The organism is Microbulbifer sp. CnH-101-G (assembly GCF_052466775.1).
Map to the genome: position 1 here is coordinate 3,513,195 of NZ_CP174292.1, position 14,573 is coordinate 3,527,767.

14 protein-coding genes are annotated in these 14,573 nt (G+C 54.9%); 5 read left to right on the forward strand and 9 right to left on the reverse strand.

Annotation, left to right across the window (positions count from 1 at the left end; all coding sequences use genetic code 11):
• Positions 1-3: 3 nt before the first annotated feature.
• The 9 genes from ACJJID_RS15505 to lgt form a co-directional block, all read right to left on the reverse strand.
• A complete protein-coding gene (locus tag ACJJID_RS15505; protein ID WP_444920259.1) occupies positions 4-1,356 on the reverse strand; it encodes a tetratricopeptide repeat protein in 1,353 nt (450 codons plus the stop codon).
• A gap of 12 nt (positions 1,357-1,368) precedes the next feature.
• Positions 1,369-1,986 carry an energy transducer TonB gene (locus ACJJID_RS15510; RefSeq protein WP_444920260.1) on the reverse strand — a complete coding sequence of 206 codons (618 nt, stop codon included), beginning with the start codon at positions 1,984-1,986 and terminating at the stop codon, positions 1,369-1,371.
• Positions 1,987-1,991: 5 nt separating this feature from the next.
• Positions 1,992-2,393: an ExbD/TolR family protein gene (locus ACJJID_RS15515; RefSeq protein WP_152455319.1), complete on the reverse strand. Its 402-nt coding sequence runs from the start codon at positions 2,391-2,393 to the stop codon at positions 1,992-1,994.
• A 114-nt stretch (positions 2,394-2,507) separates the two neighbouring features.
• Positions 2,508-3,035, reverse strand: coding sequence for a MotA/TolQ/ExbB proton channel family protein (locus ACJJID_RS15520; protein WP_152455321.1), 528 nt, complete (start codon positions 3,033-3,035; stop codon positions 2,508-2,510).
• A gap of 14 nt (positions 3,036-3,049) precedes the next feature.
• Positions 3,050-4,420: a MotA/TolQ/ExbB proton channel family protein gene (locus ACJJID_RS15525; protein ID WP_444920261.1), complete on the reverse strand. Its 1,371-nt coding sequence runs from the start codon at positions 4,418-4,420 to the stop codon at positions 3,050-3,052.
• Positions 4,417-5,199: a DUF3450 domain-containing protein gene (locus tag ACJJID_RS15530; protein WP_444920262.1), complete on the reverse strand. Its 783-nt coding sequence runs from the start codon at positions 5,197-5,199 to the stop codon at positions 4,417-4,419. Before ACJJID_RS15530 ends, ACJJID_RS15525 begins: the two co-directional genes overlap by 4 nt.
• 287 nt (positions 5,200-5,486) lie before the next feature.
• Positions 5,487-5,996 carry a dihydrofolate reductase gene (locus ACJJID_RS15535; protein WP_444920263.1) on the reverse strand — a complete coding sequence of 170 codons (510 nt, stop codon included), beginning with the start codon at positions 5,994-5,996 and terminating at the stop codon, positions 5,487-5,489.
• Positions 5,997-6,010: 14 nt separating this feature from the next.
• The gene (locus ACJJID_RS15540; protein ID WP_444920264.1) at positions 6,011-6,844 is read right to left on the reverse strand and encodes a thymidylate synthase; all 834 of its coding nucleotides are present in this window, start codon (positions 6,842-6,844) and stop codon (positions 6,011-6,013) included.
• 6 nt (positions 6,845-6,850) lie between these two features.
• Positions 6,851-7,699 (reverse strand): prolipoprotein diacylglyceryl transferase, encoded by an 849-nt coding sequence (gene lgt / locus ACJJID_RS15545; protein ID WP_444922642.1) that lies wholly within the window; start codon positions 7,697-7,699, stop codon positions 6,851-6,853.
• Between the two features lie 95 nt (positions 7,700-7,794).
• On the opposite strand from lgt, the gene ACJJID_RS15550 reads away from it, so the two are divergent.
• The 5 genes from ACJJID_RS15550 (at position 7,795) to ACJJID_RS15570 (ending at position 14,538) form a co-directional block, all read left to right on the forward strand.
• The gene (locus ACJJID_RS15550) at positions 7,795-8,640 is read left to right on the forward strand and encodes an NRDE family protein (RefSeq protein ID WP_444920265.1); all 846 of its coding nucleotides are present in this window, start codon (positions 7,795-7,797) and stop codon (positions 8,638-8,640) included.
• A 445-nt stretch (positions 8,641-9,085) separates the two neighbouring features.
• Positions 9,086-11,080 (forward strand): L,D-transpeptidase family protein, encoded by a 1,995-nt coding sequence (locus ACJJID_RS15555; protein WP_444920266.1) that lies wholly within the window; start codon positions 9,086-9,088, stop codon positions 11,078-11,080.
• A gap of 182 nt (positions 11,081-11,262) precedes the next feature.
• Positions 11,263-12,501 carry a L,D-transpeptidase family protein gene (locus ACJJID_RS15560; RefSeq protein ID WP_444920267.1) on the forward strand — a complete coding sequence of 413 codons (1,239 nt, stop codon included), beginning with the start codon at positions 11,263-11,265 and terminating at the stop codon, positions 12,499-12,501.
• 27 nt (positions 12,502-12,528) lie between these two features.
• Positions 12,529-13,689, forward strand: a complete 1,161-nt coding sequence (locus tag ACJJID_RS15565) for a L,D-transpeptidase family protein (RefSeq protein ID WP_444920268.1) — start codon at positions 12,529-12,531, stop codon at positions 13,687-13,689.
• Between the two features lie 348 nt (positions 13,690-14,037).
• The gene (locus tag ACJJID_RS15570) at positions 14,038-14,538 is read left to right on the forward strand and encodes a DUF882 domain-containing protein (RefSeq protein ID WP_444922643.1); all 501 of its coding nucleotides are present in this window, start codon (positions 14,038-14,040) and stop codon (positions 14,536-14,538) included.
• The last annotated feature ends 35 nt before the right edge of the window (positions 14,539-14,573 follow it).

Genomic DNA, 14,573 nt, shown 5'->3' on the forward strand with positions numbered 1-14,573 from the left:
GTATTAAATTGCCAGCTGCTTTTCACGTTGCTGTTCACCCTTCACAAAGTCTATCCACTGCTTGGCAAACTTCTCCGAGCGCTCATCCTTTTGTGCAAGTTTGAGGCTCTTCATTGCTGCGTCATAGCGCTTCAGGTTGGCATTTGCCATACCCATTACGATATGCAGGGTATCTACGCGCTTAACACCGCCTTTAGCGAGCGCTTTTTTACCCATAGAAATGGCTTTCTCATTCTGGTCCAGATCAAGATAGATACCGGCCAAACGCGAGTAGATTTCACCCTTGTCAGACAGCTGAGCTGCGGCTTCCAGCTGGGGAATTGCCTTTTGCAGCTCTTGCGCCATTTGATAAGCCTGGGCGAGGGTTTCCAGGTTCTTGGCTGTACGAGGAATCTTCTTCTCTTGGATACCCTTGGCAATCACCTTGGCACCTTTATAAGGCATTTCATGCCCCATAAAGAGATAACCCATATTCAGCAGATCCCTATCTTTCTCCAAAGCACCAGCAAGATAAGCCGCTTCCATCATGTGCAGCTGATCTTTATCACGCTTCAGCTCACCATACATGGCCGCCAGTGTTTTGTAGTACACAGGCTTGGGATAGTGCTGTACCAGCTTCTCAAGAACACCGGCTACTTTTTTGTAGTCGTTGCGCTCGAAGTAAATGTACTGCTGAAGACCGTACCAACCTTCCTTGGGTACCTTGCCCTCTTTCTCGTACATGGAGACCGCGACATTGATATCCGCAAGTGCTTTGCTCTGATCGCCAACCTGGTTATAGGCCTGGGCGCGCAGTGCATAGGAGTCCGCAGTAATACGATCGGAAACCTTGAACCATTGGTTCAGGTAGTTGATCGCCTGCTTGTAGTCCTCGGTAACAAAGTAGAGCTGCGCAAGAGTAAATAGAGTTCCCACTTCAAGGGCAACTGGCAGGTTTGCTTCACCCTGGTTTAGAACCTTCTTAAAGTATGGGATAGCCTCTTTGTAGCGCTCGGTGCTGTAGTAAACGACACCGAAGAAATTGTACATCTGCGCTATTTCATAGCCGTTGAACCGTTTCTTGCTGGCATCCATATCTTTCAGCGCTTCGAGAGCAGCCGCCCAGTCTTCTGCGTCAGCAGCTTCCTGGGCTTTTTCCAGCTTTTTATACGCGGCTTCGCGCATAGCTGGTACTTTGCGGCTCTTCTGTTTGCTGGGCTTTTTTTGCTCCTGCGCCAGGGCAGAGGCGAAAGGTGCGGAAACACCCGCTGCTTCGAGCACGGTAACGCTGACCGCTGGTGCCAGGACCAGAGGCAACGCTACTGAGGTGCGCAGAGCGAGCTTGGACAAACTTTTGCCGATGCTTGTCAACTTCATAGTGCTTCCCCCTTAGTCCTTAGCCATGTTAAAGCTGATCTTAGTCCGCACATTGGGGACTTCGGTCGGCTTGCCATCAACTACCCGCGGCTTGTACTTATACTTCAGCGCGGACTTGAGCGCGGCCCTGTTGAAAACAGAGGTCGGCTTTCCGTCCAGGGTAAAGGCTTCGATCACGATCGGATCGCGCACGGAACCGTTAGTGGTCACCGTGTACTCAACGATCACATAGCCTTCCATCCCCCGCTGAAGAGCGCGGCGTGGATACTGAGGCTGAACCTTAACGATGGGCAGATAATCGCCCTCGCCAAAGCTAAAGCCTGACAGCTTGACACCACCGGACGCCTTAGGCGCAGAAATGCTAATACCGCCATCGATGTCCGGCTCTTCGAACTCTGGTTCAGGCATTTCGGGTGGCGGAGTTTCAGGGTCCTCCGGCTTCACCGGCTTGGTCGTATCGTACTGTGTTTCAATCTTCTGCTCAGGCATCACCACATCGGCAACTTTGAACTGCTCCTTATCCTCTGGAGCTTTCATATTTGCCTGAATCAGCTGATGCATGGTGAAGATGAGGCCAAAGGTTGTGGCTACCGCCAGCGTACCTGCCCCAAGAAGTCTTACCGGATTCATAGCTGTTAACTCTTTTCTGTCGCGACCGAAACTTTCTTGATACCAATCTTCCTGGCTGCTTCCGCAATCAGGGCGATCTTCTCAATACTCGCTTCCTTATCGGGCTGAATCACCAACCACCCTTTCGGGTTTTCCGAGTAGAGGCGCTCCAGGACAATCTTCACCTGGCGCTCATCAACCTTCTCTTTGGCAATCCAGATCTCATTACTGTCGTTGATCGCTACCAGAATAGAGGTGGCTTTGAGTTCTGCGGTTGTCGCTTCCGGCTTAACAACATCAGCACCGGGTTCCTTGATAAAGGTCGCAGTGACGATAAAGAAGATCAGCATGATGAACACCACGTCCAGCATGGGCGTGAGGTCGATAGCGCCGGCTTCTTCTTCTGCCGTATTTTGTCTTTTGCTCATAGCAACTCTCTTAGCGAACTTTCTCGGCGAGGGGCTCTGGGAGCCCCCCGTCGAAAATTTCTGGCTTGGCTAAACCTTCACAGCAAATAAGCTGGCCTATTCGCTTATGTGTGCTTAGTGATCCATGGTCAGATGATCTTCCAACAGCTGGGTTTCACGCTCGGCCTTACGGGCGAGGTAGGTGTTGGCAAATACACCGGAGAGGGCCGCAACCATACCCGCCATTGTCGGGATAGTTGCCATGGATACACCACTGGCCATCTGCTTGGCGTCACCACCACCGGTGATCGCGAGAACATCGAACACGTTGATCATGCCCCAAACCGTGCCCAACAGCCCGAACAGGGGCGCTAGGGCAACACAAGCCTGGATCATGTCCATATTGTCCTGAATCTTCTCGGAAACCCGGGAGATCATCGCGTAGCGGATCTGGTGGGAGGCCCAGGATTTGCGCTCGCTGCGCTCTTCCCATTGGTCTACCGCACCTTGAACGTCACTCTTTAACGCTTTGTTAAAGTAAAAAACACGTTCAAAAATCAGCGTCCACATAAAGAAGGTCAGGCCGGCGATCAGGAACAGTACTGGCCCGCCCGACGCCATAAAGGCGTTGACGGCGGCCCATGCGTCGATTAATGCGTGCATGTTGCCGCCTCCTCTTATTTACGCTCGGCGTTTTCCGCCACGATACCAGCACTCTGCTCTTCCAGAATGTGCAGGACGCGCTTGGCACGAGCATTAACAATGGTGTGCATCAGTACGGTGGGGATAGCCACACACAGACCGAGAACGGTGGTGATCAGGGCGGAGGAAATACCACCAGCCATAGCCCTGGGATCACCAGCACCGAAGATAGTGATCGCCTGGAAGGTTACGATCATACCGGTAACGGTACCCAGCAGACCCAGCAGCGGAGCTACCATGGCGATAATCTTCAGCAGGTTGAGGCCGGACTCGATGGCCGGGCGCTCTTTCAGCACCGCCTCTTCCATCTTCAGCTCGAGAGTCTCACCGTCGACACCTTTGTTCTCTTCCGCAACAGCCAATACACGACCCAGCGGGTTGTTGGTGTTCGGAGTTGAAGAGCGCAGCTGTGCACTCACCTTGGCGCTAACACCGGTCAGCACGATCAGGCGGAAAATGGCCAGCAACATGGCGAAGACACCAACAGCAGTGATGATGTAACCAACGATGTCGCCCTGATGCCAGCGCTCAACGATGTCGGGGCTGTTGATCATGGCTTTCAGGTAGGAACCACCGGTAGGACCAGTCGGGTCAATACCGAAAGCGCTGAAACCTGCCGTGGAAGCCTGCAGATCTTCCGCCATCTTCTGGAAGCTGGCATCCGGCTGGCGGATCAGCTCTGCCATTTTGTAGGCGTCGTTCATTTCCAGGTATTTACCGTTGGAAACCAGGTTGAAGTTACCAACACGGACAACTTCCTGTTGAGCCTGCTCACCACTGGGCTTGATCACAGTAGCGTTGAACTTAACAACTTTGCCGGATTCAATAGTTTCACGCTGAATTTCAAACCACAGACGCTCGATTTCCTCGATAGTCGGCAGCTTGGTCGCTGTACTCATCTTGGCCAGCAGACCGTCGATAAACTCGGTACGACCAGGGTACTGTGCGGAAACCAGAGAGGAACCGATATTCGAGCGCAGATCCGCAGCAGCAGAGGACATGTGGCCGAACAGCTCTTTCAGGGAGCCCATACGCTCATCCAGCTGCTGACGCTTCTGGTCTACAGCCACTTCCTGCTCCTGGTATTTCTTTTCCAGTTCAGCAGAACGATTTTCTTCAGCGGTACGGGTGTCTTTGGCTTTTTTCAGCAGGGCTTGCTGATTGGCCTTCTGACGGCGGAACTCAGCTTCGCGCTGCTTGTGCTCTTTGGATTCAGCAACTTTGGATTGTTGAACCATTTTCAGCAGGTCGTCGAGAGAAGCTGCTTTTTCCTGGGCAACAGCAGAGAAGCTGATCAGGCCAGCCGCTGCTGCAACTAGTACGCGTTTGGCGATAGAGGATTTCATTGCGCTGCCTCCGGTGCCGCGATCGGCATAGTCATGATATCGATAGTGGCCTGTTTCTTGGCGATCTTGAGGCCATTCATGAGGGCGCGGCGGTATTCGCCAGCATCGATCTCAACCCAAGCTTTCTGGCCTTTGTCATAGGCGAGGGAAATCGTGGAGTCGGTGGTTTGAGCCAGCAGGGCGATACGGCCAATCTGCAGCACGTTTACCTGGCGCTCCTGGCCAGCTACGTTCAGGGTATCGCCGTAAGTGTCGATCTTACGCGCGTATTCCGCTTCGAAATTGTACAGTTCCAGTACCTGGCGGAATTTCTCCGCAACAGTGATATCGGAACGATCCATATTGTTCTTAACGCCTTCGAGGTTGCCCATGCGCTCGTCCAGCTTGAACGGAGCGTCCAGTTCGATGAACTGTTCCAGGCCGTCCAGCATGCGCAAAATCAGCGGCTGGATCTGACGTTCAATTACGGTAACGTTGGCAATGGACTCATCCAGCTCATTGATCACTTCGAGCTGATTGGCCAGCTGCTTTTCCAGCTGACGGTTGTACACACGCAGACCATCGATTTCCTTGTTGACCACCTTGAAGTCCTGCAGAAGGCTGCTGGTTTCTTCGGCAATCTTGTCGATGCGTTTTTGCGATGCCTGGGCCGCAGTGGTTTTCTGCTGGCCGACGGCGAGTACGTTATCGAGAGTATCCGCAGTGGCTACGCTGCCGTAGAGCGCGCCGGCAGACAGCGCAGTGGTCAGCGCCACAGCCATGAATCGCTTGGTTTTCATTAGACCCCCCAGTGGGTTCAATATTTCACAACATGGTCGCGATGAGATAGCTGCCACAACGCGGTGTCCTTTTGTTTTAAAAACATTGGTTAGAAGACAGCTAAGAGCCGCACATTGTAAACAGCCGATTTGATTATTCAAATGCCGATTGTCAGCATCGGCCCGCGTGGGTAGCAAGGTAACAACCAGGTAACAAAACCGGGTCACTTGCACACATTGACGGCGCTGTTTCCTCTGTAGGCTGTCGCAGAATTTAACAGATTGATCAACTTTTAATCAAATTGTTTTTATTTGAATCTGTCGTACCGAACTAATGCGTAGTTGTACTCATTCTTTTCAGAGGCAGGGTAACACTCTCGTGCAACTTCGACCCAAGAGTCATCAACTTCGGGAAAAAACGCATCTCCCGCCACTTCAGCATCCACTTCGGTGACATAGAGCCGCGCGGCATGAGGCATGCTGAGGCGATAAATCTGTGCTCCGCCGATCACCATCAACTCGCTGGCACCTGCTTCCTGTGCATGCTTATCGGCAAGTTCCAGTGCAGCCTCCAGGGTGCTTACCACCTCGACACCCTCGGAATGCCAATCGGGGTTGCGGGTAACCACGATATTGGCACGCCCGGGTAGCGGGCGGCCTATAGACTCAAAGGTCTTGCGCCCCATCACCACGGGTTTGCCCATGGTGGTGCGCTTGAAGAATTGCAGGTCGCCGGAGAGACGCCAGGGCAGCTCGTTGTCTCTACCGATAGCGCCATTGCGGGCCACAGCTGCGATCAGGGCAATTGGAGTTTCCACAGCTTCTCTCCTGATTAAATCGCGACTGGAGCGGGAATATGCGGATGTGCCTGGTAATCCTGCAGTTCAAAATCCTCGAAACGGAAGGCGAACAGGTCTTTGACGTCCGGGTTGAGGCGCATCTTTGGCAGGGCGTGAGGCTCACGCTGCAGCTGCAGGTCTACCTGCTCCAAATGGTTGGAGTAGAGATGGGCATCGCCAAAGGTGTGAATAAACTCACCCGGCTGGAGGTTGCACACCTGCGCCAACATCAGGGTTAGCAAACTGTAGGAGGCAATGTTGAACGGTACACCAAGGAAGATATCAGCGCTGCGCTGGTACAACTGGCAGGATAACTTGCCATCCGCCACATAGAACTGGAACAGGGCGTGACAGGGAGCGAGCGCCATACGTCCTTCGCGGGCATTATCCGCCGGGGAGACACCTTCATCGGGGAGATCTGCCGGGTTCCAGGCACTGATCATCAGGCGACGAGAATCGGGACGGGTTTTCAGCTGGTGTACCAACTGCTCCACTTGGTCAATCTTACGCCCATCTGGCGTGGGCCAGGAACGCCACTGGTGACCGTAAACCGGCCCCAAGTCCCCATCTTCGGTCGCCCACTCATCCCAGATGCGCACCTTGTTTTCCTGCAGATAGCGAATATTGGTATCGCCCTGCAAGAACCACAGTAGTTCGTGGACTATGGAGCGCAGGTGACACTTCTTTGTGGTGATTAAAGGGAAACCCTCTGCCAGGTTAAAGCGCATCTGGTAACCAAATACGCTGAGGGTCCCGGTGCCGGTGCGGTCCCCTTTTACTGTGCCGTTTTCGCGCACATGGCGCATTAGATCGAGGTACTGCTTCATTTCTAACTAGGCTCCGCCATTTACCTGAGAACGGTTTTCTTTATTTCCACCTTTACCGCGCCCCTCTGGCAGCGGCTGGGTGCGATAACTCCACACCAACAGGGCGATACCGGCAATAATCATCGGCAGGCTCAACAACTGTCCACGGGTCATCCAACCGAACAAATCAAAGCCGATATGGCCATCCGGCTCCCTGACAAACTCCACCAGGAAGCGGAAAATACCGTAGAGCAAGACAAACATGCCGCCAACGGCGAGGCGCGGGCGCGGCTTGCTGGAGAACCACCAGAGCACCGCGAAGAGCACCAACCCTTCCAGGAAAGCCTGATACAGCTGCGATGGATGCCTGGCCAGCAATTCCGGGTCTTTGGGGAATACCATGCCCCAGGGGCCTTCGGTGGGGCGCCCCCAGAGTTCCTGGCCAATAAAGTTACCCAGGCGCCCCAGTCCCAGACCAATAGGTACCAATGGGGCGACAAAATCAATCAGTGCAGGGAAGGTTGTGCCAATTTTTCGGGCATAGAGGACCGTAGCCAACATCACGCCGACCAGGCCGCCGTGGAAGCTCATGCCCCCCTCCCAGACTTTGAACAGGGAGAGAGGATTCTCCATCAGCTCGGGCATGTTGTAGAAGAACATGTAGCCGAGGCGTCCGCCGACCACCACGCCGATAGCGCAGTAGAGGATCAGATCCTCCACTTCCGATTTGATAACCGGGGACCAGGGCCTGGTGCTGCGCCGCAATGCCAACCACCAGGCAGCAATAAAGCCGAACAGGTACATCAGCCCGTACCAATGTACTTTTAGGGGGCCAATAGCAATGGCCACCGGATTGATTTCTGGATAAGTCAGCATGGGGGAATCGAGATTGTTGGCGAAACGCCTATTATGGTCGCAAAGCGCCCCCCAGCGAAAGAGGCGCGCCAAAAGCCTTCTGCCGGGAAAATACTATGTGTCTACTGCTATTCGCCTACCGCTGCCATCCAGACTACCCGCTCCTGCTGATCGCCAACCGGGACGAGTTTTATACCAGACCGAGTGCTCCCGCCGAACCCTGGAGAAAAGAACAAGAGATCGGACAGGGCAGACAAATAGTCGCAGGGCGGGATCTGCAAGCTGGGGGTACCTGGGCTGGGATCGCTGCGGGACGGGTAGCGGCAGTTACCAACATTCGCGAACCGGGCAGTGCCGAGCCAGAAAATGTCCTGTCACGGGGGGAAATTCCATACCAGTTTCTAACCGGCGGCGACTCACCTGAACAGTTCGCAAGAGAGCTCCAAGGGCAGCGCTACCGGGGCTTTAACGCGCTGCTATTCGCCCTAGATGAAGAGCAGCCTCTCTATTGCGCAGGGAATAGGCACAGCCCTTTTGCCTTTTCCGCCGGAGTGCATGGCATCTCTAACGGGGCCCCCGACGCCCCATGGCCCAAGGTGGAAAAGGGCAAGGCGGGGCTGGCGCAAATTACCCAGCAACTTAAGGGCTCTATTAGCCGGGAGAACTTTATTGAACCCGCCCTCAGCCTTCTGCAGGACAGAAGTCCGGCTACCGATGCGATGCTGCCCAGCACCGGCGTAGGTTTACCGATGGAACGGGCCCTGTCGCCAATATTTGTGCAGGTAACCCAGAGAGAGAATCAGCTGCCAGGCAACGTGGATTCAAGCGCCTTAAAGCAAGGCTATGGCACTCGCGCCAGCACCCTGATCGCCGTACACCGGAGCGGCCAGACCCATTTATGGGAGCAAAGCTTTTCCCAGGGCAATCTGTGGGGCCCCCTTCGCTACTTTTCCCTCCCCTGACACTCTGGCCAAGTCCCTGAAATAAATAGGGTTTTTTGGGGCTATTAAAATTATTGGCCGTATCTAGTCGCTCAAGGGATATCTCATTGATAGAAAAATTACGAGCAATAGCAAAACCTTATTGCGGTATGGACGGAATTTTGCGGCCTTTCTACAAGGGCTACCGGATCACTTATCCTCAGAAGAAAGAAACGCCAAGCAAATTCCGCATTTATTGCCATACTTAGTTTCACAGGCTGAAATTGGTTGAGTTTCGCGCAAGTGTGACGCCAATTGCGGTCTTAAATAAGAGGAAGTCGCGCGGGACGCATGACAAGTGCGAGTCATCGCTAGACACCTAACAGTCTCTGGATGGGCTCGCCACAGGTTCGGAAGGTATGAACGATCTGGCGCCCGGCATTATCCACAAGACAACACCGGGCCCCTGCAGTATCGCTGAGGTACCATGTCTTATTTCAACCCAGAGCAGCGTAAACACAAACCCTTACTGCCCCTGCTGATGCTCGGCAGTCTCTGCGTCTCTATCCTCTATTACGCCTTTTCTGCCAACCAGAAAACGGTGCCGGTATTACCGGAGAGTGCGGTACGCCCACATTTGGTGCACTGGCTGGAGGAGAATCCAGACGCCTGGCCAGCCCAAGACCCCATCTTTAACCCCGCGGCAGTGCGCAGGATTTACCAGCGTACCAACTACCGCCTGCTCTGGTTTGATAACTACAACCTGAGTGACAGCGCCAATGATCTGCTCAAGCAGCTCACTGCTGCCAGCTCCGGCAATCCCAGCAGCATGGTGGATTACCGCTACCACCTAGGCTACTTTGACCGCACCTTGCGGGACACCCCCCAGCGCTTAAAGATGGCCGCAGTGCTGGACATCCTGCTGACCGATGCCTTTGTCTCCTATGCACAGGATACCCAGCTCGACCGGATCAACCCTAAAAGTCGACCGCGCCGGGGAATTACGCCGGTGCTGCGCGAGCATCAGGGGTTTCGCATGGTCGCCTATAGCAATGTCAGCAATGTGGCCTACGGCAATGCCCCACAGCAGGCATCCAGCGAGCCCAGTGGTCGCAAGTACTTCCGCGGCTATGATCGGGCGCGCATGATCGGCGGCAAAGCACGTAACCGTTACTATTCCCGCGATTACAACACCGATAACGAGCGCAATCTCTCCAGATCCACGGACACCCGCAGCCAACGCACTCGCTACATCTCCGCCAGCGACAATAGTGGCAATTCAGGTACTCGCAGGAGTGGCAGCAGGGTTTACTACAACCAGAGCCGCAACAGCAATCCGCAAGAAAGGGACACTGTTGCCCGCTCAGATACCCGCTCAGAAAATAGCGAGGGACCTTATTTCGAGGAAAATACCCCTTACGGCAGTGATGTCTACGCTCTGAGGAACGAGCTCGAACGCCTGCGCAAGATCTCCGATAGTGGCCGTTGGCGCCCGATACCTCCAGGACCAGTGATGACGATGGGTGCCCGCCATCCCCATGTGTCCCGTCTGAGAGAACTACTAACGCTCTATGGGGACTACCAGAGTCGCTATAGCTACGGCGGAAGCGATCCCAATCGCTTCGATCGGGGCCTTCACGAAGCGGTGCTGCGCTTTCAAAAACGTCACGGCCTCAAACCCGATGGCATCGTGGGCCGCGGAACCCGTAAGCGGCTCAACCTCTCCCCTACAGCACGGGCAAAAATTATCGAGATGAACATCCAGCGCAGGGAAGAATTACCTGCCAATCTCGGCGATCGCTTTATCCAGGTCAACATCCCCGCGTACCGTCTCCAGTATGTGGAGAACAACCGGGTGAAGCTGGCTATGAATGTGGTCGTAGGCAAGAAGAAGCACGCCACTCCAGAAATCACCACCCGTGTCAGCAGGGTGATTTTCAACCCTACCTGGACAGTGCCTCGCAGTATCCTGGTGAATGAACTCTTGCCTAAGGCGCGCAAGGATCCCTCGGGCATGGAAAAAATGGGTTACCGGGTTGTCGGCGGCAGAGGGGAATACCTACCGCTGACTCCCAGCAATCTGTCAGCCGCCGGGGCAGGCTCCTACTTATTACGCCAGATGGGCGGTGAGGAGAACATCCTGGGGCGCGTGAAATTCGAGATCCCCAACAAGCACGATGTCTACCTGCATGACACTCGCGCCCGTACCCTCTTTTCTCTGACCGACCGGGATTACAGCCACGGCTGCATCCGCCTGGAAAAACCCCGCCACCTGGCGGAAGCCCTCCTGCGCCCGCAGGGGGACTGGGACCAGTGGCGCATAGACCAGCTCACGGTTGGGGAAAAGACCACAGCGGTCGACTTGCTCCGCCTGGTCAAGGTCTATATCACCTACTGGACCGCCTGGGTGGACGGGCAGGGCCGGCTGAATTTCCGGCCGGATATCTACGGCAAGGATGGGTTAAGCGACAATCAATTTTGAGTTCGCTGGGGCGGCCTTCAAGGCCGCCCTTAGTCTCCAGTAACCACTCCCTGTAGTCTTTTTCTCTCTGCGTATAGCCGCAAACCATTCCTCGATATTATTAAGGGCCCGCCAGTCACAAGTTACCAATGTGAGCAGTGCGATCAATCTCTTTGGTCCGACTTCGCTTACTGGGGTGACTTATGGGTGCAGGCAATCATTCCTTCTCGCTGAATAAATCAATCCAGGGTGGCACAATGGCTTTGATGCTGGCCATAGCGCTGAGCATCGACAGCCCTCCAGTCTCGGCGAACACAAAGACCGACCTGGATCTACCGGTACCGGGAAGGGATCCTTTCTCCCCCTATGGCCGGCAGTACACACTTCTCAGCGAGGAGCTGGCTCGCTATCGGACACTGGCCCAGAACGATCAATGGCGACCGCTAGACGCCGGACAACCGATTACTCCGGGGAGCCGGGGGCCGCGAGTAGCCCAGTTGCGCAGCCTACTGATGCTCTACGGCGATTTCCGCCCCAGCGACTTTTCCAATAAAAACACGAAGGAGGCGCATACCGGTGATGTCTACGACAAACCTCTCCAGGAGGCGGTACGCCGCTTTCAGCGCCGCCACGGCCTGAAAGGTGACGCATTGGTGGATGAGCGCACCCGCAACCGGCTCAATACCAACCCGAATAAACTCGTGCGCATACTCTCCGCCAATATCGAACGCTGGGAGAGGCTCCCCAAGGATCTGGGGCCGCGCTATATCGTGGTCAATGTGCCCGAATTCAATCTGCGTCTGATTGAGGACGAGCGCGAGCAATTCCGAATGAAGGTGGTGGTGGGGAAACCCAAGCACAAGACTCCGCAGTTGACCACGCGCATGACACGCTTGGAATTCAATCCCGTGTGGCGGGTCCCCCCCAATATCGCATTGCGCGAGTTACTACCCAAAGGCAGTTCAGCACTGAGCGCCAAGGGTTACCGTTTAATCAACCACCGCGGTCGAGCCGTCCCCTTTACCCGTGGCAATGTCGCCGCAGTGCGCCGGGGCCAAGTGTCTCTGCAGCAAAAAGGTGGACCTGGAAACGCTCTGGGGCGGGTCAAGTTTGTGATCCCCAACCGCCACGCCATATTCCTACACGACACCAACAGCAAGCACCTGTTCAAGAAGTCCCAGCGCGCCTTCAGCCACGGCTGTATTCGCCTGGAAAAACCCCTGAAATTCGCTCGCATGATGCTCGCTCAACAGAACCGCTGGAACAATGCTCGCATTGAACGCGCCCTGATGAGCGGCCGCACTCACGGTGTCGCGCTAAAAAATCCCCTGCCGGTATACATTGCCTATTGGACCGCCTGGGTGGATGAAAATGGCCAACTGCAGTTTCGCCCGGATATCTATAACCGCGACAACGCCAGCAATGGAGCAAACCGTGGCTAAATATGACCACTCCGCTGGGAGTTCACAATGGCTTGGTATCCTCGTCACCTAGGGCTAATCGCCCTGCTGATAGTGGCCATAACCTCTGCAGCCTCGATAAATAGTGGCCAGACTTCCAGGGAAACCGCGGCCCTGAATATTGCCCTTATGGGAGAACAGCTGCGCAGCGAGGCCCTACACTATCGAACCCTAGCGAAATATTGGCGCCCGGTTCCGCAAGGGGGGCCCCTGCAAGCCGGAGATCGAGGCGAGCGAGTACTGCAGCTTCGTAAACTGCTTGAGCTCTACGGGGATTACCGCGGCCAACCCGGTCCGGTTTCCGCGCCGCAAAAGGACCCGATGCGCTTCGATAGCGCACTACAGTCAGCGCTCGAGCGCTTCCAACGTCGCCACGGCCTCGTTCCGAGTGGTATTGCAGAGGGGGCGACCCTCGCAGCTCTGTCGGTTTCCCCCATCGAGAGAGCTGAGCAAATGGAGAGGAATGCACTGCGTTGGGACAAGCTCCCTCCTCTAGAGGAAGAGCGCTATGTACTGGTAAATGTGCCCGATTACCGCCTGCAGCTGGTGGAAGATGGACGTATCAAACTAGACATGAAAACCGTAGTGGGCAAAAACAGCAGCCGCACACCCAATTTACACACCCGCATCACCAGTGTGGTCTTCAACCCCACCTGGACAGTACCACGCAGCATTCTGATCACAGAGCTGCTCCCCAAAGCGCGACACAACCCGGCCGCCATGCACCGCCGCGGTTATCGAGTTATCCAGTATCGCGGTGGCAAAACCTCTCCTATCACCGATGAGAGCCTGGAGCGGGCTGCCGGTGGCCATGCAACCCTGCGCCAGGTCAGTGGGCCGGACAATACGCTCGGCAAAGTGAAATTTGTCATCCCCAACAAGCAAGCCATATTCCTGCACGACACCCAGGCACAGAGCCTTTTTACCGAACACCACAGAGCCTTTAGCCACGGATGTGTGCGCCTACAGCAGCCCGAGGAATTAGCCTATAGCCTCCTTCAAGCCCAGGGCTGGGACAGGACCCGCATCGCCGAGGCCGCAACAGGCGCAGAACCCCTGAGAGTGTCGATTAAGCCCGCCCCAAAACTCTTTATCGTATACATGACAGCCTGGATCGACGCCGAAGGGCGCCCCCAATTCCGCCGGGATATCTACCACAAGGATCAATAGCTTCCCCCCAAGATGCCCCCTAAAAGCGCTTCAGACACCGTTTAAAACTATTCAGTCGCAAAAAAAATGTTTTTTTACGCTTTATCTATTAATGACAACGCTGTCTCTTGTTTTTAGTGCCCACTTCTCGTGACTAGCGACAAGCGTTTCGAAAGAGCTAGCCGCCAGGGAAAAATTTACCAGCCGAATTTTCAAATATTTCCTAATTAGCAGGTCACAATTTGTAACAAATGGTTATTTTTTGTACATTTTCCGCCGTACCCGGATGCGCCCACTCAAGGGCACACCGAAGAGATTTAACGACGAGGCGGAATTATGAAGAATCCATCCAGACGTCGATTCCTGGCAGTGACCTGCGCAACTGCGGCGGCGGTCAGCGCCGGGCCGACTTTCGCGAAAGTAGGTAGCTCCCGCACCCTGAAGATGCGTAACCTGCACACAGGGGAGAAGCTGGAGGCCGCCTACTGGAGCAACGGGAATTACAGCAGTGGTGGCTTGAAAAAGTTCAACAAGCTACTGCGGGACCACCGCGCCAACGAAGTGACTCGTATGGACCCGAAGCTGTTTGATATCGTGTATAAGCTGAAGGAAAAGTTCAATTACAGCGGTACCATCGAGATTATCTCCGGGTACCGATCGCCCAAGACCAATGCGAAATTACGCGCTGCTGGTCGGGGTGTTGCCAAGCGTAGTTATCATACGCGCGGTATGGCCTTGGATATCCGGATGCCCGGTGTCCCTCTGTCAAAACTAAGACAGGCGGCATTGAACCTAAAGGCGGGCGGAGTCGGCTACTATCCGAAGAGCAACTTCGTCCACGTGGACACGGGTCCTGTACGTCGCTGGTAAGACTGCAGATATCTTACGAAAAACCCCGGCTTTTG